Here is a 24,077-nt window from a genome sequence, read left to right as displayed (position 1 = left end):
GGTGCGAGACCGTTCGGGACGTGGGATCGCGCCGGCAACGGACAGGTCGAGAACTGTCCTCGCGGCGCGGCGACCGCCTAGCATGCCAGCATGGCCGCGCGCAACACGGCAGCCGGGTCCGCTGCGCGTGAGGACGGCAGAAGTGTGACGCGGGCGGAGCCTCAGCAGGCCAGCCGGTCGCAGCGCCGGACGCTCGCGATCATCTTGGCCATGGCGCCGGCGCCCGGATGTCCGAGGATCCCGCTGTTGCCGAGCACGTAGGACGGCGTCGCGTAGAGGCCGAGATCCGCGGCCATCCGCATCTGGCTCTTGAGCGCCGCGCGCACCTCCTCGCTGTCGGCGATCTCCTCCACCTCCGCCTGCGGGATCCCCAGAGCGGCCGCAGCCGTGAGCGCGCCGGGCCCGTCGATGCGGCCGGGCTTGCCGAGCAGCGTCTGATAGAAGCGCCACGCGGCCTGCGAGCCGAGCTTGCGCTGGACGGCCAGCATCACCTTGGCGGCCTGGGCGGATTGCGGCGACAGGATCGGGTTGTGGACAAGCCCGATCCGGAGCTCCGGGTCGCTGTCGTGCAGGGCGACGACGTCGGCGGCCGCCTTCCGGCAGTACGGGCAGTTGAAGTCGAAGAACTCGTAGAGCGTGGTGCCGGCCTCCCGCGGCCCGACATAGGTCACGCCGCGCAGGCCGGGGATCTGCCCGGTGATCTCCCCCGGCAGGATCGAGTTCGCCACCGCGCGCCCGTCGTCGCCCGTCACCGCGACCCGCTGGCCGTAGGATTGCGCGGAGGCGACGGTCACGCCGGCCCCGAGGGTGGCGGCTGCGGCGAGGAGGAGGCGTCGCGAGACAGGCTTCGAAACAGGCATGGGACTCGTCCGGGGCATCGCTCGTCCGGTCCGGCCGTGCCGGAGCGGAGCCGGACCAGAACCAGGGGGTCGAGTCGGTTTGATGGCCGTGCGGCCGTGAACGTCGCGCGACCGCGGGGCGGGCGCAGCCTAGCGCAGCCCCTTCGGCCGGTCACCGGTCGCCCAGGCCAGGGCCTGCTCCAGCCGGTCGTTGCCCCAGAACAGCTCGCCGTCGTCGGCCAGGAAGGTCGGCGCCCCGTAGATCCCGCGGGAGCGCGCCTCCTCGACGCTGACCCGCAGCTTCGTCTTGTTGGCCTCAGCGGCGGCGGCCCGCACGGTCTGCGTGCCGTCGAGCCCGAGCGAATCGAGGATCTCCGCCACGGCCGCCGGCTCCGCGATCGAGCGGCCCTCGGCGAAGCTCGCGGTGAAGACCGCCTTCGAGAACGGCACGAGCCACGGCTGATCCTGGCCGAGGATCGCGACCCGCACCGCGCTGAGGCTGTTCTGCGGGAACTGGGCGGGGCGCGTCACCGGCGGCAGGCCGAGGCGGGCGGCCTCGCGCTCGACGTCGCGCCACATGTTCTTGCCCTTGGCCGCGTAGAGATTGAACGGCGAGGTGGTCCAGCCCTGCGCGGCGAAGAGAGGTCCGACCAGGAAGGGGCGCCACCGGATCGCCACGTCCGCCTCGGCGGCGGCGGCCTCGACGCGCATGGCCGCGAGGTAGGAGTAGGTGGAGGCGAATTCGTACCAGAACTCCAGAATTGGCTGGCGCGCCATAGACTTCGCTTCTCCGATGCACTCTCGCGGCGATGACGACCTGCAACGCCCGCGCCGTTTCTGACACAACCGCAAGGCCGCCGTGAGGCGAAACGCGGCCGATCCTCCGGCATCTCGGCTACGCGCGAGACGGCGCGCCGGTTGCAGGCCGGTGACACCCGCGATAAGCCGCAGACGCCGAGCCAGATCCCTCGCCCAGTTCCGGAAGTCCCATGTCCGTCCCCGCGAAGAGCCCTGTGAAGAAGGTCGTGCTGGCCTATTCCGGCGGGCTCGACACATCGATCATCCTGAAGTGGCTGCAGACCACCTACGGCTGCGAGGTCGTGACCTTCACGGCCGATCTCGGCCAGGGGGAGGAGTTGGAGCCGGCCCGCCGCAAGGCGGAGCTGCTCGGCATCAAGCCCGAGAACATCTACATCGAGGACCTGCGCGAGGAGTTCGTCCGCGACTACGTCTTCCCGATGTTCCGGGCCAACGCCGTCTACGAGGGCGTCTACCTGCTCGGCACCTCGATCGCCCGGCCGCTGATCGCCAAGAAGCAGATCGAGATCGCCGAGAAGGTCGGCGCCGACGCGGTCTGCCACGGCGCGACCGGCAAGGGGAACGATCAGGTCCGGTTCGAGCTCGGCTACTACGCGCTCAAGCCCGACGTCACGGTGATCGCGCCCTGGCGCGAGTGGGACCTGCGCTCGCGCGAGCAACTCATCGCCTTCGCCGAGCAGCATCAGATCCCGATCGCCAAGGACAAGCGCGGCGAGAGCCCGTTCTCGGTCGACGCCAACCTCCTGCACGCCTCATCCGAGGGCAAGGTGCTGGAGGATCCGGCCGTCGAGGTGCCGGACTACGTCTACTCGCGCACCCTCTCCCCCGAGGAGGCGCCCGACCAGCCGACGATCATCACGATCGGCTTCGAGCGCGGCGACGCGGTCTCGATCGACGGCGAGGCCCTGTCGCCCGCGAGCCTCCTGGCCAAGCTCAACGAGCTCGGCCGCGCCAACGGCATCGGCCGGCTCGACCTCGTGGAGAACCGCTTCGTCGGCATGAAGAGCCGCGGCATGTACGAGACGCCCGGCGGCACGATCCTGCTGCCGGCGCACCGCGCCATCGAGTCGATCACGCTGGACCGGGGTGCCGCGCACCTGAAGGACCAGCTCATGCCGCAATACGCGGAGCTGATCTACAACGGCTTCTGGTTCTCGCCGGAGCGCGAGATGATCCAGGCCCTGATCGACAGGAGCCAGGAGAAGGTCACCGGAACGGTGCGGCTGAAGCTCTACAAGGGCGGCGTCCACGTCATCGGCCGCGAGAGCCCGCACTCGCTCTACGACCAGGATCTGGTGACCTTCGAGGAGGGCGCCGTCGCCTACGATCACCGCGACGCGGCCGGCTTCATCAAGCTCAACGCCCTGCGGCTGCGCACCCTGGCCCAGCGCAGGAAGCGCGAGGGCTGAGCCCGCTTCCGGTCGCCGGCCGTCAGGCCGGGAGCCAGCGCTCAGCGGCCCGACGGAAGTCGCCGGGGCCGAGATCGGCGTAGCGCAGGAAGATCTGCAGGGCCGGCTGCAATTCGCGATGGAGGCGCACGAGCCGCGTCTCCGCGTCCTCGTCGTCGTTCGCGGCCGCGCCGGGGACGGCGGCGAGATGGCGCTTCATCGCCGCGGTGTAGGCGCCGTCATCGCCGTACGGCGTCTCCGGGTCGACGCGCGGCACCCCCTGCTCGGCATTCCACCCGATCTTCAGTCGCGGGATCAGCGCGAGGTGCTCGGGCGTCACCGCGAAGGTGATGACGTCCGGCGTCTCGCCGGTGGCCGCATCCCGGAAGACGTCGCCGACCGCGCCCGGGTCGAGCTTCGCCAGGCCGTTGTGGTACTGGTACCGGCCCGGCTTCAGCTGCGCGTTCTGGACGAAGACCGCGAGGCCTTCTTCAACTGCCCGGTGCTCCTCCTCGGCGCCCTCGTCGTCGCCGGTGACGTTGGCGATGTCGCCGTCGCGATCCAGGCTGCCGTAGGGCGCCGCGGGATGGACGGTCGGCGCGCCCGGCGCGGTGCCGCCCCAGGCGACCACCATCCGGCGGATCAGGGCGATGCGCTCCAGGCTCAGGTCGTAAACGGCATCGCTCATCGTGGCTCGGTCCCGGGTCTCACGCTTGGAAGGGCCCGTCTTACAGAGGCGCACCGCCCCCTGCTACCGCCGCAGGCAGCCCGTCAGCCCGTCGATCTGCCCCATCATGGCCTGGATCCGCGCGGCCCGGCGGCGCACCCCGGGCGAGGGCCGGCCGGCGCTCCGGGTGATCGGGTTCGGAAGCACGGCGGCGAGGAGGGCGGCCTCGTTGCGGGTCAGCCGGCTCGCGTCCTTGCCGAACCAGTGCCGGCTCGCGGCCTGCGCGCCGTAGATCCCGTCGCCCCACTCGGCGACGTTGAGGTAGATCTCCATCATCCGGCGCTTGCCCCAGAGCGTGTCGAGCGCCAGCGCCAGCGGGATCTCGACGGCCTTGCGGATGTAGGAGCGGCCGGGCCACAGGAACACGTTCTTGACAGTCTGCATGGCGATCGTGGAGGCGCCGCGGCTCGGGGAATCCTCGTCCTCGACCACGTCGCGGATCGCGCCGAAATCGACCCCGTGATCCAGGCAGAAGCGCTGATCCTCCGAGGCGATCACGGCCTGGGACAGGGCCGGCGCGATGGCGGAGAGCGGGACCGGATCGCGGCTCACCGGCTGAAGCGTCAACCACCGTCCCAGCATCAGGGTCGACGGCGGCATCACCGCGCTATAGACGAGCGCCAGCGTCAGCGCGAGGACGAACCCGGCGGCGGGGAGCAGCAGAAGCGCTCCCACGACCCGGCGGACGCGGCGGGAACGGCGCGGGCGCGCGAGCGGGAGGTCGCGACCTTCCGTCTCCCGCCTGCGTCGAGCCCCGTCCACCGTGAGTCCGTCCCCGCCCAACTGACACCCGATTGGTTTTCGCAAGGCCAGGACCGGACGTAAGCCCGATGACCCCGACCCCCTCAACGCAGGCACCGACCGGTTCGGTCAAGGCAGTCACGCCGGCCGCCGATTTTACCCACAGGTTGACGGAGGTCGCCGGCACGGTCGAGACCTTCCTGGTCGAGCGCCTCGGGCCCGCGGTCGGCGCGGGCGAGATCGCCCGGCCGCCGCGCCTGATGGAAGCCATGCGCCACGCCGTGCTCGGCGGCGGCAAGCGTCTCCGGCCCTTCCTCGCCATCGAGACCGCCCGGATGCTCGGCGGCTCCGAGGCCGCAGCCCTGGCGGCCGGCGCCGGCGTCGAGCTGGTCCACTGCTACAGCCTCGTCCACGACGACCTGCCGGCGATGGACGACGACGACATGCGCCGCGGCAAGCCCACGGTCCACAAGGCCTACGACGAGGCGACCGCCATCCTGGTCGGCGACGCCCTGCAGACGCTGGCCTTCGAGATCGTCGCCGACCCGACCTGGCAGCCGGACGCGCGCATCCGCGCCGATCTCGTGCTCGGCCTCGCCCGCGCCTCGGGCCTCGGCGGCATGGTCGGCGGCCAGCTCCTCGACCTCACCGCCGAGGGCCGGTTCGGCGCGGCCAACATGGACGTGGACGACACCCTGCGGATGCAGGCGATGAAGACCGGCGCGATCCTGGCCTTCTCGGTCGAGGCCGGCGCGATCGTCGGCGGTGCCGACAAGGACCAGCGGGCCGCACTCCTGCGCTACGGGCTCGCCCTGGGGCAGGCCTTCCAGATCGCCGACGACATCCTCGACCGGGAGGCCTCGCCGGAGGCCATGGGCAAGGCCACCGGCAAGGACAAGGATGCCGGCAAGGCGACGCTCGTCGACCGTCTCGGCATCGACGGCGCCCGCGCCGAGTGCGACCGCCTCGTCGGCGTCTGCGAGGACGCGGTGTCGTCCTGGGGGGAGGGTGCCCGCGTCCTGCGCGACGCCGCCCGCTTCACGGTCGCCCGCAAGACCTGAGCGCGCGGGCCGGGGAAACCCGTTTGACGCCTCGGAGGCCGGGCTAGGCCCGGCGACCCGTCCAGCGCGCGCGGCGCCGCGATCGCGGCCGGCGCGCCACCGGAGCGTCGGGCTCCGCGAGGCGGACCCGCGCAGTCCCGACCGGTGCGATCCGAATCGGGCGCGGGGCCGCGAAGCGCGCGGCGCCCGTCAGAGCCGGTTGTTCTTGTTGTGGACGTCGAGGCAGACGGCCGCGAGCAGGACCACGCCCTTGATCACCTGCTGCCAGTCGACGCCGATCCCCAGGATCGACATGCCGTTGTTCATGATGCCGATGATGAAGGCGCCGGTCACAACACCCGAGACCTTGCCGATGCCGCCGGCGGCCGAGGCCCCGCCGATGAAGCAGGCGGCGATCACGTCGAGTTCCATCCCGACGCCGGCCTTCGAGTTCGCGGTGTTGAGCCGGGCGACGAAGATCATGCCGGCGAGGCCCGCCAGCGCGCCCATGTTGGCGAAGGTCAGGAAGGTCAGCCGCTCGGTCTTGATGCCCGAGAGGCGCGCGGCCTTGATGTTCCCGCCCAGCGCGTAGATCCGGCGCCCGATCGTCATCCGCGCGGTCACGAAGCCGTACAGCATCACCAGCGCCAGCAGCACGAGAAGCACGTTCGGCAGCCCCCGGTAGGCGCTCATCTGCCACGCGAAGGCCAGGATCAGGATGGCGGTCACGCCGGTGCGACCGACGAACGTCGCCGGGGACTCGACCGGGCTCCCGTTCCGCAGCCGCGACTGCCGCCGTCTCCAGCTCAGCCCGGTCAGGGTCGCGACCAGCGCGAGGGCGATCAGGACGGCGGTCCAGGGTCCGGCAAGGTTGACGAGGAAGCCCTTGGCGAGGAGCTGGAACACTTCCGGGAACGGTCCGATGGAGGTCCCCTGCAGCAGCACCTGCGTCAGGCCGCGGAACACCATCATGCCGGACAGGGTGACGATGAAGCTCGGGATCGCGAGGTAGGCCACGAAGTAGCCCTGCAGGCCGCCGATGACCGCGCCCACCGCGAGGCACAGCAGCGCGGCCGGGAACGGGTCGACGTGGAAGCGGACCATCAGCAGGGCGGCGAGCGCCCCCACGAAGCCGACCACCGAGCCGACCGACAGGTCGATATGCCCGGCCACGATGACCAGCAGCATCCCGAGCGCCATCACGACGACGTAGCTGTTCTGGAGGATCAGGTTGGTGAGGTTCAGCGGCTGGAACAGGACGCCGCCGGTCGCGACCTCGAAGAACAGCGTGATCATCGCCAGCGCGACGACGAGCCCGTAGGCGCGCAGCGGCGCCATCGGCAGCCGGCCGCGCCGGGCCCCGGCCTCGCCCGTGGCGGCGGCCGTCACGATGTCGCCGCCGGGGCTCATGGACTTGCTCACTGTGAGGTCGGTCATCCGTTCAGGCCCCCGGAGCGCACGATCGCGCGCATGATCGCTTCCTGGCTGGCCTCGCCGCGGTCGAAGGCGCCCACGAAGCGCCCCTCGCTCATCACGTAGATGCGGTCGCAGAGGCCGAGCAGTTCCGGCATCTCCGAGGAGATCACCAGGACGCCGCGGCCGGTCTCGGCCAGTTCGTTGATGATGCTGTAGATCTCGTACTTGGCGCCGACATCGATGCCGCGGGTCGGCTCGTCGAGGATCAGCACCTTGGGCTGGGTGAACAGCCACTTGCTCAGCACGACCTTCTGCTGGTTGCCGCCCGACAGGTTCACGGTCGGCTGCGTCACCCCGAAGGAGCGGATGCGCATCTTGGTGCGGTAGCCCGTCGCGACCCGGTGCTCGGCCACCTCGTCGATCACCGCGGCGGTGGAGATGCCCGGCAGGTTCGCCAGGGTCGTGTTCCGGGCGATGTCCTCGCCCAGCACCAGCCCGAGCTGCTTGCGGTCCTCGGTGACGTAGGCGAGGCCGGCCGCGATCGCCCGGTCGATGGTCGAGACGTCGACCGCGGCACCGTCGATCCGGACCGTGCCCCGGATGTCCTGGCCGTAGGACCGGCCGAAGAGGCTCATGGCGAGCTCGGTCCGGCCCGAGCCCATCAGGCCGGCGATCCCGACGATCTCGCCGCTGCGCAGGTTCAGGTTGACGTCGCGCACCACCGCCCGGTCGGCGTGGACCGGGTGGTGGACCGTCCAGTCGCGCACCTCCATCAGCACCGCGCCGATCCGCGGCGTGCGGACCGGGTAGCGGTTCTCCAGCGCGCGGCCGACCATCGCCCGGATGATGCGGTCCTCGTCGATCGGGCCGCCGCGGCAGTCGAGGGTCTCGACGGTGGAGCCGTCGCGCAGGACCGTGATCCGATCGGCCACCTTGGCGATCTCGTTGAGCTTGTGGGAGATCAGGATCGACGCGATGCCCTGCGCCTTGAAGTCCAGCAGGAGCTGCAGCAGGGCCTCGCTGTCCGTCTCGCTCAAAGACGCGGTCGGCTCGTCGAGGATCAGCAGCTTGACCTCCTTGGAGAGCGCCTTGGCGATCTCCACGAGCTGCTGCTTGCCGACGCCGAGATGGGTGACGAGGGTTTCGGGATTCTCGTCGAGCCCCACCATCGCCATCAGCGCGCGGGCGCGGGCTTCGACGCGGTCCCGGTCGATGATCCCGAAACGGGCCGGCTCGTTGCCGAGGAAGATGTTCTCGGCGATCGACAGGTAGGGCACCAGGGCGAGTTCCTGGTGGATGATCACGATGCCGAGGCGCTCGCTGTCCCCGATGCCCCGGAAGCGGGCCGGTCGGCCCTCGTAGGTGATGTCGCCCGCGTAGGACCCGTGGGGATACACGCCGCTCAGCACCTTCATGAGCGTCGACTTCCCGGCCCCGTTCTCGCCGACGAGGGCGAGGATCTCGGCGGGCTGGACGGTGAGATTCACGTCGTCGAGAGCCTTCACCCCGGGGAAGGTCTTGGAGATTCCCCGCATTTCGAGGACGGGCTGCATGCGGCGCCTACCAGCTCGGACTGCACGTTCGGCGCCCGCGCCGGCCATCGCGGCGCGGGACTGATTGCTGGCGGAGCCGCCGGGCTCCGCCGCGGTTTCGGTCACTTGAGCTGGTCGAGCGTGTAGTATCCGGTATCGACCAGGGCCGGCTTCCAGTTGGCCTTGGTGACGATCACCGGCGTGAGCAGGTAGGACGGGACGACCTTCCTGCCGTTGTCGTAGGTCTTCGCGTCGTTGACCTCGGGCTCCCGGCCGGCCTCGATGGCGTCGATCATCGCCACCGTCACCTTGGCCAAGTCCCGGGTGTCCTTGAAGACGGTCGCCGTCTGCTCTCCGGCGATGATCGACTTGACCGATTGCAGCTCGGCATCCTGGCCGCTGACCACCGGCAGCTTCACGCCGCCGGAGCCGTAGCCGACGCTCTTCACCGACGAGAGGATCGCCGTCGAGATCCCGTCATAGGGCGAGAGCACGGCGTCGAGATGGGCGTTGCCGTAATAGGCCGAGAGCAGGTTATCCATCCGCGCCTGGGCGGTCGCCGGGTCCCAGCGCAGGGTGGACACCTTGTCCATGCCGAACTGGCCCGAGCGGACCACGAGCTTCTTCGCGTCGATGAACGGCTTCAGCACCGACAGGGCGCCGTCGTAGAAAAAGTATGCGTTATTGTCGTCGGGTGAACCGCCGAACAGCTCGATGTTGAAGGGTCCCTTGCCGTCGCGCAGGCCGAGGGCGTCGACGATGGATGTCGCCTGCTGCACGCCGACCTTATAGTTGTCGAAGGTGGCGTAGTAATCGACGTTCGGCGTGCCTCTGATCAGCCGATCGTAGGCGATCACCCTGACGCCGCGCTCGCGCGCCTTCGACAGCACATCGCTGAGCGTCGTGCCGTCGATGGAGGCGATGACCAGGATCTTCACGCCCGTCGTGAGCATGTTCTCGATCTGGGCGAGCTGCGTCGGGATGTCGTCGTCCGCGTATTGCAGATCCGGCCTGTAGCCCTTGGCCTTCAGAAGCCTGACGATGTTGTTGCCGTCGTCGATCCAGCGCTGCGACGACTTGGTCGGCATGGCGACCCCGATCGGGTCCCCGCTCGCCGCCTGCGCCGACGTGACGGCGGACGCGCCGAATAGCGACAGGCTCAGGATGTATTTGAGAACCGTATGCCCGGCGATCATAAGCCCCCCTATCGATTCATAGCCACACTTCGACTTGCATCGAAGCGGGTCCATGTTTCTGTTGTTGTTGACTGACTATTTTTAACTTCGAAAATCGTTCCTGACTGACCCGGTTTATACCCGATCTCCATCCACTGCCCACGCGAAGATCCCTGCCGGGGTCGATCCGGCAAGCTTGGCCGAGTCGGCTCGCAGAGGCGCGATTCGGGCGCCGCCGGCAGCCTCTCCGGGGGCCAAGCCCGTACCGTGGGAAGCTCGGGCGTTCGATTTGTATGAGTTATAGAACGGGCCGTCAATCGGCCCGCGCGGCGCGCCGTCGCGAAGCGCGGCCTCAGGTGTGCGTAGGGCGCGCCGCGGGTTCAGGTCCGGGCTCGATCGCCGGTCGGCGCGACGCGGTCGGGGGCGCTGCGGCGCGCAACGGTCCGATCGCACGGCGGATCAGGGCAGGCCGGATCGCGCGTCCGCTCCGCCGGGCCGCGTCGGTGCGGCGTCGGTGCGGCGTCGCCGCGCGGCCCCGGAAACCGAGGCGGCTCAGCCGCGGCCGACGAACGGCATCTTGGTGGCCATGATGGTCATGAACTGGACGTTGGCCTCCAGCGGCAGGCTCGCCATGGACAGCACGGCCTGGCCGACATGGTCCGGATCCATCACGGCCTCGGCCCGCAGGGAGCCGTCCGCCTGCGGGACGCCGGCCTTCATCTTGCCGCCCATGGGCGTGTCGGCGTTGCCGATATCGATCTGGCCGCAGGCGATGTCGTAGGCCCGCCCGTCGAGGGAGGTCGCCTTGGTCAGCCCGGTCACGGCGTGCTTGGTCGCCGTGTAGGCGATGGAGTTCGGACGGGGCGCGTGGGCCGAGATCGAGCCGTTGTTGATGATCCGGCCGCCGCGGGGGTCCTGGTCGCGCATGATCCGGAACGCGTGCTGCGTGCACAGGAACAGCGCCGTGAGGTTGGTGTCGACCACCTGCCGCCAGGTCTCGAGGGGCAGGTCCTCCAGCGGGACTGCCGGAGCGCCGATCCCGGCATTGTTGAACAGCAGGTCGAGCCGGCCGAACTCCGCCTTGGTGCGCGCGAACAGGGCGGCGATCGAGTCGGGATCGGTCACGTCGGTGGGGACCGCCAGGGCCCCGTGTCCGATCCGCGCGGCGACCTCGTCGAGGGGGGCCTGACGCCGCCCGGAGAGGACAACGCGCCATCCGGCATCCGCGAGCGCGAGGGCGGCGGCCTTGCCGACACCCGTCCCGGCCCCGGTCACGATCGCGATCCGCTCAAGCCCCGACATGCGTTCCTCCCGGTTCCGGTGTTGCCCCGCCTGTAGCGGATGGGCGCCGCCGCGCGAAGGCACCGGCGTTTCAGATGCGGGCCGCGGTCACGGGGCGTGCGGGCGCCCACCATGCGCTATGGTGGGCTGAAAGACGCGGGGACGGGAACGGGACGATGGGGCAGGGTTCGTCGGCAGGCCTGCGGTGGACGAGCGGCGCGGCGGTCCCGGCGTGAGCGCACCCGAGATCCCGTTCCTCGCCGGGCTCGACGCGCCGGCGGTCGCGGCCGTGCGGGCCCGGATGGTGCCGGTGGCGGTGCCGGGCGGCCGGACCCTGTTCGAGCAGGGCGAGACCGGGGACGCCCTGTACACGCTGGTCTCCGGCGCGGTCGGCGTCTCGGCCCGCGACCATGCCGGGCGGCCGACCCGGATCGCGCGCCTGCGGCCGCCCGAGACCTTCGGCGAGATGGCCCTGCTGTCGGACGCCCCGCGAGCGGCGACCGTGATGGCGCTGCGCGATTCGCATCTCCTGCGGCTCACCCGCGACGCCTTCGAGGCGGTGATCGCCGAGCACCCGCACACGCTCCTCTACTTCGCCCGGATGCTCGCCGACCGCCTGCGGGCGATCTACGACGGCCACTCGGTCCACCACGCGCCGCGGATCTTCACGATCCTGGCGGTGACGGAGGGGCCGGATCCGGCGCGGGTGGCGCGGCAGCTCGCCGCCGCCTTCGACGCCCTGCTGCCCGGGGAGACCGGCTGCCTGACCGACTGGCCGGAGGGGGCCGACGAGGCGTGGTTCCAGGCGTTCGAGGGCGACCACGCGCGCACGATCTTCGCGGCGCACGACATCGACTGCCCCTGGTGCCGGCAGAGCCAGCGGCGGGGCGACCACATCCTGCTGCTGGCCGAGCCCGGCGCACCGCCGCGGCCGGGCGCGGCCGCCTATCTCGACCGGGTGCGCTCCGACTGGATCCGCATGGACCTCGTCGTGCGCCAGGACCCCGCGGCCCGGCGCCCGAGGGCCCTTCACCCGGAGGTCGCCGCGCTGCCGGCGGCGCTGCGCATCCAGGTCCGGGACGGCAACCGGGCCGACCTGCATCGCCTCGCGCGGCTCGCCAGCGGATCGGCGCGCGGCCTCGTCCTCGGCGGCGGCGGGGCGCGGGGCCTCGCCCATCTCGGCGTGCTCAAGGCCCTCGACGAGGCCTCCTGCACGCCGGACTTCGTCGGCGGCACCAGCATGGGCGCGATCATCGCGGCGAGCCTCGCCATGGGCTGGAGCGTCGCGGAGATCCAGGCCCAGATCGAGGCGTTCTTCGCCACCAGCAACCCGATCAACGACTACACGCTGCCGCTGCACGCGCTGACCCGCGGCGCCAAGGTGGATGCCGGCCTCGCGGCGCGCTACGGCGGCGTGCGCATCGAGGACCTCTGGCTGCCGTTCTTCTGCGTCTCGTCGAACCTGACGACCGGCGAAACCATGGTGCACCGCTCGGGCGACCTGCCGAAGGCCCTGCGCGCCAGCATCGCGATCCCGGGCCTCCTGCCGCCCGTGCTGTGCGACGAGGGCGTCCTGGTCGACGGCGGCATGATGAACAACCTCCCGGCCGACGTCGCCGCCGGCCTGGAGCGCGGTCCGGTCCTGGCCGTCGATGTCGGGACGGACCGGGCGTTCCAGGACATGCCGCGGCGCGGCTGGAGCGGCCGGCTCATGCGCAAGCTCATCGGCTCGCCGCTGGCGATGCCGGGACTGGCGCCGCTGCTGCTGCGCGCCGCCACCGTGTCGGGCGACGCGCAGAGCCTGATGGCGGCGGCCCACGCGGCCGCGGTGCTCAAGCCCCAGCTCTCCGGCATCGACCTGCGGGCGTGGTCGCGCTTCCGGGAAGCGGCGGAGCTCGGCTACCGGGAAACCCGTGCGGGCATCGCGACCGGCACCCTCGCGCGCTGGCTCGATCCGGTGCGCTGAGCGGGTGCGCTGCGATGTCCGCGTGCGGCGGCGCACGCGCGGCGCCCGCGGCCCTGTAACCCGGACCTCACGGCGACGATCTCCGGTGCAACACCTCGTCTGGAGACCGGAGCCATGACCCACCTCGCCACGCCCCCGACCGACACCGGGCGCGCCTCCGCGCAGGATCGGCGCGTCGCGGCCGACCACTCCGCGCCGCACTCTCTCCTGCACGGCGCCGCCTTCGTGCTGCTGTGCCTCTGGACGCGGACAGCACCGGACCGCCTGCGCGATCAGCTCTCTCCGGACGCCGGCGACGGCGCCGCGCTCGGCTTCTGAGCGGATCGGAGCGGCGGACGCGCGCGTTCCCGACCGAGGCTGCAGCCGGGGATGACGGAGCGCGCGCGAGGATGACCGTCCCAGGAGTGAGGTTTCGCCGGATCGCCCTGCCGGAGGTCGGCCTGCACGTGGCCGAGGCGGGCCCCGAGACGGGGCCGCCGACCATCCTGCTGCACGGCTTCCCGGAATCCTGGTACGGCTGGCGCCACCAGATCGGCCCCCTCGCCGAAGAGGGACTGCGGATCATCGCGCCGGATCAGCGCGGCTACGGCCTCAGCGACAAGCCGGCGGGGATCGCCGCTTACCACCTCGACAGGCTGGCCGGCGACGTCCTGGCGCTGGCCGACGCCTACAACGCGCCCACGGTGCGGCTGGTCGGTCACGACTGGGGCGGCCTCGTCGCGTGGTGGGTGGCGAGCCGCCACCCCGAGCGGATCGACCGGCTGGCGATCCTCAACGCGCCGCACCCGGCCGTGGTCGGCGCCTACATGCGGCACCATCCGGGTCAGTGGCTGCGCAGCACCTATGTCGGACTGTTCCAGCTCCCGCGCCTGCCCGAGCGGCTGCTCACGGCGGATCGTTGCCGTGCCCTGCGGCGCGCGCTGACGGGCTCCAGCCGTCCGGGCGCCTTCGCGCAGGCCGATCTCGACCACTACGTCGCGGCGTGGCTCCAGCCCGGCGCGATGACCGGCATGCTGAACTGGTACCGGGCCCTGGTGCAGCTGCCCCGGGCGCGGCCGCCGCGGGTGCGCGTGCCGGCACTGATCCTCTGGGGGCGCCGGGACACCGCCCTCCAGCCCGGCCTGGCGGAGGCGAGCCTCGCGTTCTGCGATGCCGGCCGGCTCCACTGGTACGAGCGGGCGAGCCACTGGCTGGCCCACGAGGAACCCGAGGCGGTCAACGCGGAGCTCGGCGCGTTCCTCCGCGAGCCGCCGGGCGGCCGCGGCTCGGCGCAGGGACGCGGGCCGGCCCACGCGGGGAAGTTGTAGGCCGATACTCAGTGCACGGACCGATTTGGAAAGTCTCGGCGCCAGCCCGCCCGAACAGGCGCCGGACTCGGCGTCGGCCGATGCAGACCTCGGAACCCCCGTACTATTTTTCACCGCCGATCCGGAACATGCCGAGCACTTGTCACTTGGTGGTGGCCCATGAGGGCTGATCGGAGCTACTCCACGATGTCTTTCCGTTCTCTCCTGACCGCGGGTGTGGTCTTCGGCGGCCTCCTGGCCGGAACCGTCGCGTCGCAGGCCGCGCCCGCGCTCGCGCAGCCCGGCCTCGCGGGATCCGACATGGTCGAGACCGTGGCGATGCATCGCCACCACCGCATGCATCATCACCGGATGCACCGTCACCACTCGACCCGGCACGAGCGCCGGATGCGGCGCATGAACACCCGGCACCACGGCAACCCCAACGCCCGCAACCCGTCGCGGCCGGGCTACCAGCAGCAGCTCGGCAACACCACGGGCGGCCCGCGCTACTGAGATCCGAACCGCGTCCGGATCCCGCGCAGGCTGTGCCGGATCCGGGCGCCATCCACCGGCGATGCGCCGTCCGGGCGCCTTCTCCCCAGGCGCGTCGGCTCCCGCGGCCTGATTCGCCCGCGGGGCTCTGCTAAGACGCGGCATGGCCCGAACCGCCGCCCGAACCGACACCCGCACCGCCGCCGACACGACGCCCACGCCCGGCCTGGACCCGGCCGGCGCGACGCCGATGATGGCGCAGTACATCGAGATCAAGGCCGCCAATCCGGACTGCCTCCTGTTCTACCGGATGGGCGACTTCTACGAGCTGTTCTTCGAGGACGCGGAGATCGCGTCCCGGGCCCTCGGCATCGTCCTGACGAAGCGCGGCAAGCACGCGGGCAGCGAGATCCCGATGTGTGGCGTGCCGGTCGACCGGTCCGACGACTATCTCAACCGCCTCATCGCCCTCGGCCACCGCGTGGCGGTGTGCGAGCAGACCGAGGATCCGGCCGAGGCCAAGAAGCGCGGGCCGAAATCCGTCGTGCGCCGCGAGGTCGTGCGGCTCGTCACTCCCGGCACGATCACGGAGGACCGGCTCCTCGACCCGGCCCGCGCCAACCTCCTCCTGGCCATCGGCCGCCGGAAGACCGGGGAGGGGGCGGTCGCCTACGGCCTCGCCGCGGTGGACATCTCCACCGGCCGGTTCTCCCTGAGCGAGGTCGCGGGCGGCGACCTGTCCGGCGCCATCGCCCGGCACGACCCGCGGGAGATCGTCCTGTCGGAGGCGATCCACGCCGATCCCGCCCTCGCGCGCCTCTGGCAGGAGTGCCGCGCGGCCGTCGTGCCCCTGGCGCAGGCCGAGCTCGAACCCGCCGCCGCCGAGCGGCGCCTGCGCGAGCAGTACGGTGTCTCGACCCTGGAGGGGTTCGGCCAGTTCACCAGGGCCGAGATCGCGGCGGCCGGGGCGGCGCTGCTCTACATCGCGCGCACGCAGCTCGCGGCCCGCCCGCCGCTGGCGGTCCCGACCCGCGAGGATGGCGGCGCGACCCTGGCGATCGACGCGGCGACGCGGGCCAACCTCGAACTCACCCGCACCCTGTCGGGGGAGCGCGCCGGGAGTCTCCTCGCCACGATCGACCGRACCGTGACGGCGAACGGGGCGCGGCTGCTCGCCGAGCACCTCGCGGGCCCGCTGACCCACCTCGACGCCATCGCCCGACGGCACGCCGCGGTGGCGTACCTGGTGGAGGACGCGCGCCTGCGCGGCTTCCTGCGCGACGCCCTGGCCCGGGCCCCGGACCTCGCCCGGGCGCTCTCGCGGACCGGGCTCGGACGGCCGACCTCCCGGCGGACCTCGCCCGCCTGGCCGAGCATCTGGCCGAGGCCGACCCTGCGCTCATCGCGACGCTGGCGGCGGCGCTCGCCGACGAGTTGCCCCTGAGCCGGCGCGACGGCGGCTTCGTCCGCGCGGGCTACCACCCGGAGATCGACGAGGCGCGGACGCTCGGACAGGATTCCCGCAAGGTGATCGCGGCGCTGCAGGCGCGCTACGCCGAGCAGACAGGCTGCCGGACCCTGCGGATCAAGCACAACAACCTGCTGGGCTACTTCATCGAAGTCCCGCAATCGGTCGGCGAGGCCTGCCTCAAGGGCCTCCAGAGCGAGTTCGTCCATCGCCAGACCATGGTGGACGCGATGCGCTTCACCAGCGTCGAGCTGGGCGAGCTGGAATCGAAGATCTCGGGCGCCTCCGACCGGGCCCTGGCCCTGGAGGCAGCCGTCTTCGACGACCTCGCCGGCCGCGTGCTGGCCCAGGCCGAGCCCGTCGCCGCGGTGGCCGAGGCGCTGGCCGGGCTCGACGTGGCGGCGAGCCACGCGGAACTCGCCGTCGAGCTCGACTGGCGGCGTCCCGTGGTCGACGACTCGCTCGGCTTCGTCGTGGTCGGCGGCCGTCACCCGGTGGTCGAGGCGGCCCTAAGCCGGGCCGGCGAGCCGTTCATCGCCAACGATTGCGACCTGTCCGGCGACACGCGCGGCCGGATCCGCCTGATCACCGGCCCCAACATGGGCGGCAAGTCGACCTTCCTGCGCCAGAACGCGCTGATCGCGGTGCTCGCCCAGATCGGCGCCTTCGTGCCGGCCGCCGAGGCGCGGATCGGCCGGGTCGACCGGCTGTTCTCCCGCGTCGGCGCCGCCGACGACCTCGCCCGGGGGCAGTCGACCTTCATGGTCGAGATGGTCGAGACCGCCGCGATCCTCAACCAGGCGACCCGGCGCTCCCTGGTGATCCTGGACGAGATCGGCCGCGGCACCGCGACCTTCGACGGCCTGTCGATCGCCTGGGCCTGCCTGGAGCACCTCCACGAGGTCAATGCGTGCCGGGCGCTGTTCGCCACGCATTTCCACGAGTTGACGGCATTGGGCGACCGGCTGGCGCGGCTGGAGAACGCCACCCTGAAGGTGGCCGAGCACCGGGACGGCGTCGTGTTCCTGCACGAGGTCGTTCCGGGCGTCGCCGAGCGCAGCTACGGGCTGCAGGTGGCGCGGCTCGCGGGCCTGCCCGCCAGCGTCGTGACCCGCGCCGGAGCGATCCTCAAGAGCCTCGAGAAGGCCGAGCGCGGCCGCCCGGCCCGCGCCCGGATCGACGACCTGCCGCTCTTCGCAGCCCTCGCGCCCCCCCCGCCGCCGGAGCCGCCGCCGGAGGATCCGCTGGGCGCGCTGCTCGACGCCATCGACCCGGACGCGCTGACTCCGCGGGAGGCGCTGGACGCGCTCTACCGGCTGAAGCGCGAGCGGGCGGGGCAGGGGTGAGACCCGCAGGCCGCGCGCCGGGGGCCTACCCCGAAGAACCTCAGACGGGCGCGGGCGAGAACCCGTCCGGGCAGGCCGGTCCGTCGCGGCCGGCCCGGCGATCGGCCACGTAGTCCAGGGTACTGGCGACGACGCGCTCGGAATAGGGCTTGGCGATCACCCCGATCGCGCCGGCGAAATCGGCCGGGATGCGCTTGGCGTTGGCGGTCATGAACACCACGGTGGTGCGCCGGTCGGCCGACAGCGCCCGGGCGACGTCGATCCCGGTCGGACCGTCAACGAGGTGGATGTCCACGAGGGCGACGTCGGGCGCCGTGGACCGGCCCATCGCGATGGCCTCCGTCGCGTTGCCGGCGACGCCGACCGTGACGTGCCCCAGATCGTCCAGCAGGCATTCCAGCTCGAGGGCGATCAGGGCCTCGTCCTCGACCACGAGGATGCGGAGCGCGGCGTCCGCGGCGGCGTTCCCGGTCCCCATGCGCTCTCCGTTGTCCGGCCCCGCGGCCGACGAGCTTGAAGCCTCCACGGCGATTTCTCAAGCCGGCTGCTGGAGCGGGATGTCGATCTCGACGGTCGTGCCCGGACCGGCCTCCGCCCACGCGATGGTCCCGCGCATCTGCCGGACGACCATCTCGACGAGATTGCGCCCGAACCCCGCCGGGTTCGGTGCCGCCGCGGCCACGCCGACGCCGTCGTCGCGGATCGTCATGTGCATCCCGCCTTCGGTGCGGCGGGCGACGATCGACACGCGGCCTTCCCGCTCGCCCGGGAAGGCGTGGCGCAGGGCGTTGGCCGTCAATTCGTGGATCATCAGCGCGAGGGGGGCCGCCATCGCGGCGGCCACGGCGATCGGCTCGACATCGGCCTCCACCCGGCGCCGCTCCGGGTCCAGGCCGGCATTCATGTCGGCCAGGAACTCGGCCGCGAAGTCGCCGAGGTTGAAATGCGTGCAGTCGCCCTCGGAGTAGAGCATCCGGTGCGCCGTCGACAGCGCGCCGATCCTATCCGCCATGCCCTGGAGCGCGTCCCGCGCGTCGCCCTCTGGCGTGCGCCGGGCCTTCAGGAGCATCAGCGAGGAGATCACCTGGAGATTGTTCTTCACCCGGTGGTCGACCTCGTGCAGCAGGGCGGTCTTCTGCTCCAGCGCCGAAGTCAGGTCCTGGGTCCGCGCCGCGACGAGGCGCTCCAGCTCGTCGTTGGTGCCGCGCATCGACACTTCCATCTGGTGGACATGGGTCATGTCCGCCTGCGCGGCGTAGAAGTAGGCCAGCCCCTCGGCGTCGCGCACCGGGGTGATGGTCATCGCGTTCCAGAAGGACGACCCGTCCTTGCGATAGTTCAGCAGCTCGACCGAGATCGGCTCGGCGGCCTCGACCGCCGAGCGGATCCGCTGCACCGTCGACCGGTCGGTGGCCGGGCCCTGCAGCATCCGGCAGTTGCGCCCGACGATCTCGTCGGCGGCGTAGCCGGTGGCGCTCAGGAACGCGTCGTTGACCCAGGCGATCGGGTTGTCGGGGGCGCGGGCATCGGTGATGACCATCGGCGACGGGCTCGACGCGAACGCGTCGACGAGCGTCGCGAGGGGCGGACCGGTCTCGGATCGGGCACTCAACGCATCATTCCACGGTCAGGCGGTGGCCCCGTTCGTCCGGCGGCGCCACCATCGCGCTCCGACCGCGGGACGTGGACACCGCGTTAAGCAAGCTTCTACCAAGATTGGGGCGCAAGACAGCACGATCCAGCGGAGACAGGTGCGGCGTAAGGCTGCCACGATTTCGCGGGATCAAGGCCACGAAGGCTCAGGAGTTCCATGCCATGGCGAACCAGCCACAGGCGATCCGTCGCTTCCGGCTCCGCGACATCGTCGAGGACCCGCGGATCGTGCTCATGCTGGCGCTCGGATTCTCGTCCGGCCTGCCGCTGCTCCTGGTGCTCGGGACCTTCACGCTCCGCCTCGCCTTCTCGGACATCGACGTGCGGGCGATCGGACTGTTCAGCTACGTGGCGCTGCCCTACTCGCTGAAGTTTCTCTGGGCACCGGCGATCGACCGCCTGAACGTGCCGGTGCTGAGCGCGCGGCTCGGGCGGCGCCGCGCCTGGATGGTGACGACCCAGGCGGCGGTCGCCCTGTGCCTGATCCTCATGGCCTTCTCGGACCCGAAGACGAACCTCGCGCTCCTGGGTCTCGGCGCCTTCCTGGTGGCGTTCTGCGCCGCCAGCCAGGACGTCGTGATCGACGGCTGGCGCATCGACGCCGCCGGCAGCGACTTCCAGGGCATCCTGGCGGCCACGTCCAACCTCGGCTACCGCCTCGGCCTGATCACCGCCGGCGCGGGCGCGCTGTTCATCGCCTCGGCGGGGGGCTGGACGCTGGCCTACCTGATCATGGCCGCGCTCATGCTGGTCGGGATGATCGCCGCCCTGCTGGCCCCGGCCTTCGACGCACCGCGCGCGGCCCGGGACGAGACGCCCGCCCGGTCCCGGTTCTGGTCGATGCGCCGCGCCATCCTGGAGCCGCTCACCGAGCTGCACGGCCGCTTCGGCGGCGCGCTCTGGGGCATCCTCCTGCTCGTCGCCCTGTTCCGGCTGCCCGACTTCCTGTCCGGCGTGATGGCGAGCCCGCTCTACCGGACGCTGGGCTTCGACCTGAAGGAGATCGCCACCGTCACCAAGCTCTACGGCATCTGGGTCGGCATCGCGGGCGGCTTCGCGGGCGGCTGGGCGCTGGCCCGGCTCGGCCTGTTCCCGACGCTGCTGCTCGGCGCCTTCCTGGCGGCATCCTCGCACCTCGCCTTCGCGTGGCTGGCGGCCGGTGCGCCCGAGATCTGGCGCCTGACGGTGGCCATCTCGATCGAGAATTTCTGCGGCTCCTTCGCGGGGATCGTGCTGATCGCCTACATGTCGAGCCTGACCAGCCCGGCCTACGCGGCGACGCAGTACGCGCTGTTCTCCTCGCTCTACGCGCTGCCGGGCAAGCTGATCGCGGGCTCGTCGGGCTTCGTGGTCGCGGCGATCGGCTATCCGGCCTTCTTCGTCATGACCTCCCTCGTGGGAATCCCCGTCCTGGTGCTCTGCCTCGCGGTGGGGCGACGGAGCGGGCAGGCGAGGGCCGCGGCCCCGGTACGGGACGCCCAGGAGCCGGGGAACCGCATCCCGGGGCCCGAGCTTCCTACCACGGCGCGCGCCCCGGGGGCCGCGTGAGCGGGACAGATCCAGGGATCGACGGATGAGCACGAGCGACCTCACCCGCGCCGGCGAGACGCTGCCGGCCGAGACGCCAGAGACGGTGCTGAGCGACGCGGACCTCGCCGCCCTGCGCCGTGCCGTGGAGGTGCTGGAGCGACCGAGCCTCGCGGCGCGGCTCTCCGCGGCGGCCGGCGCGCCCCTCGACATCATCGGCCGGTCGCTGCCGGCCCCGGTCACCGAGGCGGTGAGCCGCAGCACCGAGGTGGCCATGCGCGGGGCGCTGCGGGTCGCCCTGGCGACGCTGCCGCGCAAGGAACTCGTCCCGGCCGAGGGCGAGGGGTTCGGCGGCGTCGCCGCGAAGGCCGAGGGCCGTCTCGCGCGGCTGCTCGGCTCGGGCGACGCCAAGCACAAGGCGATGGCGGCGCTCTCGGGCGCGGTCGGCGGCGCGTTCGGGCTCGCCACGGTGGCGGTCGAACTGCCGGTCTCGACCACGCTGATGCTGCGCTCGATCGCCGAGATCGCCCGGGAGGAGGGGGAGGATCTGAAGACGCCCGAGGGCGCGCTCGCCTGCGTGCAGGTCTTCGCCCTCGGCGGCCGGGCCATGGCGGAGACGGAGGCGGGCTCCGCGCTCACCGAGAGCGGCTACTTCGCGGTCCGCGCCGCCCTGGCCAAGACGCTGTCGGAGGCGGCCCGCTACGCCGGGAGCAAGACGCTCCTCGACCAGTCGGCCCCGGCGCTGATCCGCTTCACCGCCCAGATCGCCGCGCGCTTCGGCCTCGTGGTCTCCCAGAAGGTCGCCGCGCAGGCGGTGCCGATCCTCGGCGCCTTCGGCGGCGCGGCGGTCAACACCGCCTTCATGAACCACTTCCAGTCGACCGCGCGGGCGCATTTCACCGTGCGGCGCCTGGAGCGCGCCTACGGCGCCGCCGCCGTGCGGGCCGCCTACGAGGTCGAGAAGGCGGCCCTCGGGATCGCTTGATCCGCCCGCGGTAAAGCCGCAAGGATCCGGGCCATCCGCACGGGGCGGAGGCACGGAGGCGGCTCTGATCGGCAACGGCGAGATGGTGGCCCGGCTGGCGCTGGCGGGCCTGTTCGGCAGCGTGATCGGCCTGGAGCGCGAGCGGCTGCTCTGGGCGGCCGGCCTGCGGACCCACATGCTGGTCTGCGTCGGCTCCTGCCTCATCATGCTGGTCTCGGCCTTCGGCTTCGCCGACGTGCTCGGCGCCGAGCACGTCGTGCTCGATCCGTCGCGCATCGCCGCGCAGGTGGTCTCCGGCATCGGTTTTCTCGGCGCGGGGACGATCCTGCTGCGCGGCGAAGTGGTGAAGGGCCTGACCACGGCCGCGAGCCTCTGGGGCGTGGCGGCGATCGGGCTGGCGATCGGCAGCGGCCTCTACGTTCCGGCGCTGGCCGCGACCGCGCTCATCGTCGGCATCCTGGCCGGCGTGAAGCCCTTCGAGGAGCGCTGGCGCGACCGGATGCGCGCCCAGACGCTGCGGCTGACTGCCCGACGGGGCACCATGTCGATCGACACCCTCCAGGCGGCGACCGGCGAGCGGGCCTCGCGCGTGCGGACCTTCACGGTCCATCCGGGCCCCGACCCGGACCACGACGAGGTCACCATCACGTTCGTGCGCCTGTCGCGGACGAGCTTCGAGACCATCGCGGCGAAGCTGCGGGCGATGCCGGACGTCACCGCCGTCGACGTGGCGGAGAGCTGACGGCGGGTGAGGCGGGGCGTGCCGCCGCCGGGGCTCAGAGCGCCCCGGCGCCCTCGCCGTCGAGGAACAGGCGGTAGGCCGGGTTCTCGGTCTCGTCGGTGGCCGGGTAGCCGAGCGCCTCGATGACGGCGTCGAAGCGGGCGCGCTCGGCCGGCGGGACCGCGATCCCGGCGAGCACCCGGCCGTAATCGGCGCCGTGGTTGCGGTAGTGGAACAGCGTGATGTCGAAGTCCGGGCCCAGCGCCTCCAGGAACTTCATCAGCGCGCCCGGCCGCTCCGGGAACTGGAAGCGGAACAGCCGCTCGTGCGCGACACCCACGGCCCGCCCGCCGACCATGTAGCGGACGTGGACCTTGGCCATCTCGTTGTCGCTCATGTCGAGGACGCGGTAGCCGGCCTCGCGCAGGGAGCCGATCAGCGCCTGCTTCTCGCGCTTGCCGCCGCCGACGTTGATGCCCACGAAGATCTGAGCCTCGGAGCCCGGGGCGTGGCGGTAGTTGAACTCGGTGACGGCGCGCGGGCCGAGCGCCTGGATGAAGGCCCGGTAGGCGCCGGGACGTTCCGGGATGGTCACGCCGATCAGGACCTCCCGCTGCTCGCCGATCTCGGCGCGCTCGGCGATGTGACGCAGGCGGTCGAAGTTCAGGTTCGCGCCCGACGAGATGGCGATCAGCGTGCCGTCGCCGCCCTCGCGCTCGGCATAGAGCTTGGCGCCGGCGAGGCTCAGAGCCCCGGACGGCTCGGACACCGCGCGGGTGTCGTCGAAGATGTCCTTGACCGCGGCGCACATGGCGTCGGTGTCCACGGTGATCACCCCGTCGAGGTGCTCGCGGCAGAGCCGGAAGGTCTCCTCGCCGGCCTGCCGCACGGCGACGCCGTCGGCGAACAGGCCGACGGTCGGCAGGCTGACCCGGGTGTCGGCCGCGAGCGCCGCGGCCATGCAGGCCGCGTCCTCGGGCTCGACACCGATGACCTTGGTGCCCGGCCGCAGGTACTTCACGAAGGTGGCGATGCCGGCGGCCAGCCCGCCGCCGCCCACCGGGACGAAGATCGCCTCGATCGGGCCGGTGTGCTGCTCCAGGATCTCCTTGCCGATGGTGCCCTGGCCGGCGATCACGTCCGGATCGTCGAAGGGGTGCAGGAAGGTCAGACCCTCCTCGGCCTCGAGGATCTTGGCCTGCGCCAGCGCCTCGTCGAAGGCGTCGCCGTGGAGCACGACCTCGGCCCCGCGGGCCCGGCAGGCATCGACCTTGATCGAGGGGGTGGTGCGCGGCATCACGATCACGGCCCGCGCGCCGAGCTTGGCGGCGGCGAGCGCGACGCCCTGCGCGTGGTTGCCCGCCGAGGCGCAGACGACGCCGCGGGCGATCTGATCGGGCAGCAGGCCCGACATCTTGTTGTAGGCGCCGCGCAGCTTGAACGAGAAGACCGGCTGGAGATCCTCGCGCTTGAGCAGGACCGGCCGGCCGAGCCGCTGCGTCAGGCGCGGCATCGGATCGAGGGGGCTCTCGATCGCCACGTCGTAGACGCGGGCAGTGAGGATCTTGCGGATGTAGTCCGTCACGGTGTGCAGTCTCGGCCGATGCGCGGGGCAATGCCGGCCAGATAGACCCTCCGGCCCGCGGATGCGAGCGCGCCCCGCGCGCGGCAG

Annotated in this window: 20 protein-coding genes and 1 pseudogene; 10 read left to right on the top strand and 11 right to left on the bottom strand. The window is 71.8% G+C overall.

Annotation, left to right across the window (positions count from 1 at the left end):
* Positions 1-161: 161 nt before the first annotated feature.
* Positions 162-860 (bottom strand): DsbA family protein, encoded by a 699-nt coding sequence (locus MMR14E_RS14380; RefSeq protein WP_331315184.1) that lies wholly within the window; start codon positions 858-860, stop codon positions 162-164.
* A gap of 129 nt (positions 861-989) precedes the next feature.
* Positions 990-1,616: a 2-hydroxychromene-2-carboxylate isomerase gene (locus MMR14E_RS14375; protein ID WP_020093497.1), complete on the bottom strand. Its 627-nt coding sequence runs from the start codon at positions 1,614-1,616 to the stop codon at positions 990-992.
* A gap of 212 nt (positions 1,617-1,828) precedes the next feature.
* On the opposite strand from MMR14E_RS14375, the gene MMR14E_RS14370 reads away from it, so the two are divergent.
* The gene (locus MMR14E_RS14370; RefSeq protein WP_331315182.1) at positions 1,829-3,067 is read left to right on the top strand and encodes an argininosuccinate synthase; all 1,239 of its coding nucleotides are present in this window, start codon (positions 1,829-1,831) and stop codon (positions 3,065-3,067) included.
* 22 nt (positions 3,068-3,089) lie between these two features.
* Here the strand turns inward: MMR14E_RS14370 and MMR14E_RS14365 are convergent, their stop codons facing one another.
* Positions 3,090-3,734, bottom strand: a complete 645-nt coding sequence (locus MMR14E_RS14365) for a hypothetical protein (protein ID WP_331315180.1) — start codon at positions 3,732-3,734, stop codon at positions 3,090-3,092.
* 63 nt (positions 3,735-3,797) lie between these two features.
* Positions 3,798-4,568, bottom strand: a complete 771-nt coding sequence (gene mtgA / locus MMR14E_RS14360; RefSeq protein WP_419539345.1) for a monofunctional biosynthetic peptidoglycan transglycosylase — start codon at positions 4,566-4,568, stop codon at positions 3,798-3,800.
* A gap of 35 nt (positions 4,569-4,603) precedes the next feature.
* Between mtgA and MMR14E_RS14355 the strand changes: the two genes are divergently transcribed.
* The gene (locus MMR14E_RS14355; RefSeq protein ID WP_331315177.1) at positions 4,604-5,575 is read left to right on the top strand and encodes a farnesyl diphosphate synthase; all 972 of its coding nucleotides are present in this window, start codon (positions 4,604-4,606) and stop codon (positions 5,573-5,575) included.
* A gap of 189 nt (positions 5,576-5,764) precedes the next feature.
* Here the strand turns inward: MMR14E_RS14355 and mmsB are convergent, their stop codons facing one another.
* From mmsB to MMR14E_RS14335, 4 genes are all read right to left on the bottom strand, one after another.
* Positions 5,765-6,892 (bottom strand): multiple monosaccharide ABC transporter permease, encoded by a 1,128-nt coding sequence (mmsB, locus tag MMR14E_RS14350; RefSeq protein ID WP_331315264.1) that lies wholly within the window; start codon positions 6,890-6,892, stop codon positions 5,765-5,767.
* 95 nt (positions 6,893-6,987) lie between these two features.
* Positions 6,988-8,523, bottom strand: a complete 1,536-nt coding sequence (gene mmsA / locus MMR14E_RS14345) for a multiple monosaccharide ABC transporter ATP-binding protein (RefSeq protein ID WP_331315176.1) — start codon at positions 8,521-8,523, stop codon at positions 6,988-6,990.
* A gap of 101 nt (positions 8,524-8,624) precedes the next feature.
* Positions 8,625-9,698 carry a multiple monosaccharide ABC transporter substrate-binding protein gene (gene chvE / locus MMR14E_RS14340; protein WP_331315174.1) on the bottom strand — a complete coding sequence of 358 codons (1,074 nt, stop codon included), beginning with the start codon at positions 9,696-9,698 and terminating at the stop codon, positions 8,625-8,627.
* 531 nt (positions 9,699-10,229) lie between these two features.
* Positions 10,230-10,979 carry an SDR family oxidoreductase gene (locus MMR14E_RS14335; RefSeq protein ID WP_331290114.1) on the bottom strand — a complete coding sequence of 250 codons (750 nt, stop codon included), beginning with the start codon at positions 10,977-10,979 and terminating at the stop codon, positions 10,230-10,232.
* Between the two features lie 211 nt (positions 10,980-11,190).
* Here MMR14E_RS14335 and MMR14E_RS14330 point away from each other — a divergent pair, with 211 nt between their 5' ends.
* The 5 genes and pseudogenes from MMR14E_RS14330 to mutS all read left to right on the top strand — a co-directional run bounded on the left by MMR14E_RS14330 (position 11,191) and on the right by mutS (position 17,519).
* Positions 11,191-12,924: a patatin-like phospholipase family protein gene (locus tag MMR14E_RS14330; RefSeq protein WP_331315172.1), complete on the top strand. Its 1,734-nt coding sequence runs from the start codon at positions 11,191-11,193 to the stop codon at positions 12,922-12,924.
* Positions 12,925-13,038: 114 nt separating this feature from the next.
* Positions 13,039-13,242 carry a hypothetical protein gene (locus MMR14E_RS14325; protein WP_331315171.1) on the top strand — a complete coding sequence of 68 codons (204 nt, stop codon included), beginning with the start codon at positions 13,039-13,041 and terminating at the stop codon, positions 13,240-13,242.
* Between the two features lie 71 nt (positions 13,243-13,313).
* The gene (locus MMR14E_RS14320) at positions 13,314-14,231 is read left to right on the top strand and encodes an alpha/beta hydrolase (RefSeq protein ID WP_331315170.1); all 918 of its coding nucleotides are present in this window, start codon (positions 13,314-13,316) and stop codon (positions 14,229-14,231) included.
* Between the two features lie 186 nt (positions 14,232-14,417).
* On the top strand, positions 14,418-14,726 hold the full coding sequence (locus MMR14E_RS14315; RefSeq protein WP_331315169.1) for a hypothetical protein: 309 nt from the start codon (positions 14,418-14,420) through the stop codon (positions 14,724-14,726).
* Positions 14,727-14,868: 142 nt separating this feature from the next.
* A pseudogene (mutS, locus tag MMR14E_RS14310) lies at positions 14,869-17,519 on the top strand (DNA mismatch repair protein MutS).
* 40 nt (positions 17,520-17,559) lie between these two features.
* On the opposite strand, the gene MMR14E_RS14305 reads toward mutS, so the two are convergent.
* Entirely contained in the window at positions 17,560-17,997 is a 438-nt protein-coding gene (locus MMR14E_RS14305) for a response regulator (RefSeq protein ID WP_020093483.1), read from the bottom strand.
* A 57-nt stretch (positions 17,998-18,054) separates the two neighbouring features.
* Complete coding sequence (locus tag MMR14E_RS14300; RefSeq protein WP_331315168.1) at positions 18,055-19,131, bottom strand: histidine kinase dimerization/phosphoacceptor domain -containing protein; 1,077 nt, start codon at positions 19,129-19,131, stop codon at positions 18,055-18,057.
* A gap of 203 nt (positions 19,132-19,334) precedes the next feature.
* Between MMR14E_RS14300 and MMR14E_RS14295 the strand changes: the two genes are divergently transcribed.
* The 3 genes from MMR14E_RS14295 to MMR14E_RS14285 all read left to right on the top strand — a co-directional run bounded on the left by MMR14E_RS14295 (position 19,335) and on the right by MMR14E_RS14285 (position 22,426).
* Positions 19,335-20,720 (top strand): AmpG family muropeptide MFS transporter, encoded by a 1,386-nt coding sequence (locus MMR14E_RS14295; protein ID WP_331315166.1) that lies wholly within the window; start codon positions 19,335-19,337, stop codon positions 20,718-20,720.
* Between the two features lie 25 nt (positions 20,721-20,745).
* Positions 20,746-21,684, top strand: a complete 939-nt coding sequence (locus MMR14E_RS14290; RefSeq protein WP_331315164.1) for an EcsC family protein — start codon at positions 20,746-20,748, stop codon at positions 21,682-21,684.
* A gap of 82 nt (positions 21,685-21,766) precedes the next feature.
* Positions 21,767-22,426 carry an MgtC/SapB family protein gene (locus MMR14E_RS14285; protein WP_331315163.1) on the top strand — a complete coding sequence of 220 codons (660 nt, stop codon included), beginning with the start codon at positions 21,767-21,769 and terminating at the stop codon, positions 22,424-22,426.
* 34 nt (positions 22,427-22,460) lie between these two features.
* Here the strand turns inward: MMR14E_RS14285 and ilvA are convergent, their stop codons facing one another.
* Entirely contained in the window at positions 22,461-24,077 is a 1,617-nt protein-coding gene (ilvA, locus tag MMR14E_RS14280; RefSeq protein WP_419539344.1) for a threonine ammonia-lyase, biosynthetic, read from the bottom strand.

The organism is Methylobacterium mesophilicum, assembly GCF_036441335.1.
Classification (GTDB): Bacteria; Pseudomonadota; Alphaproteobacteria; order Rhizobiales; family Beijerinckiaceae; genus Methylobacterium; species Methylobacterium mesophilicum_B.
Note: the sequence above shows the minus strand (reverse complement) of the source record. Positions and strands in the feature narration are given on the sequence as shown.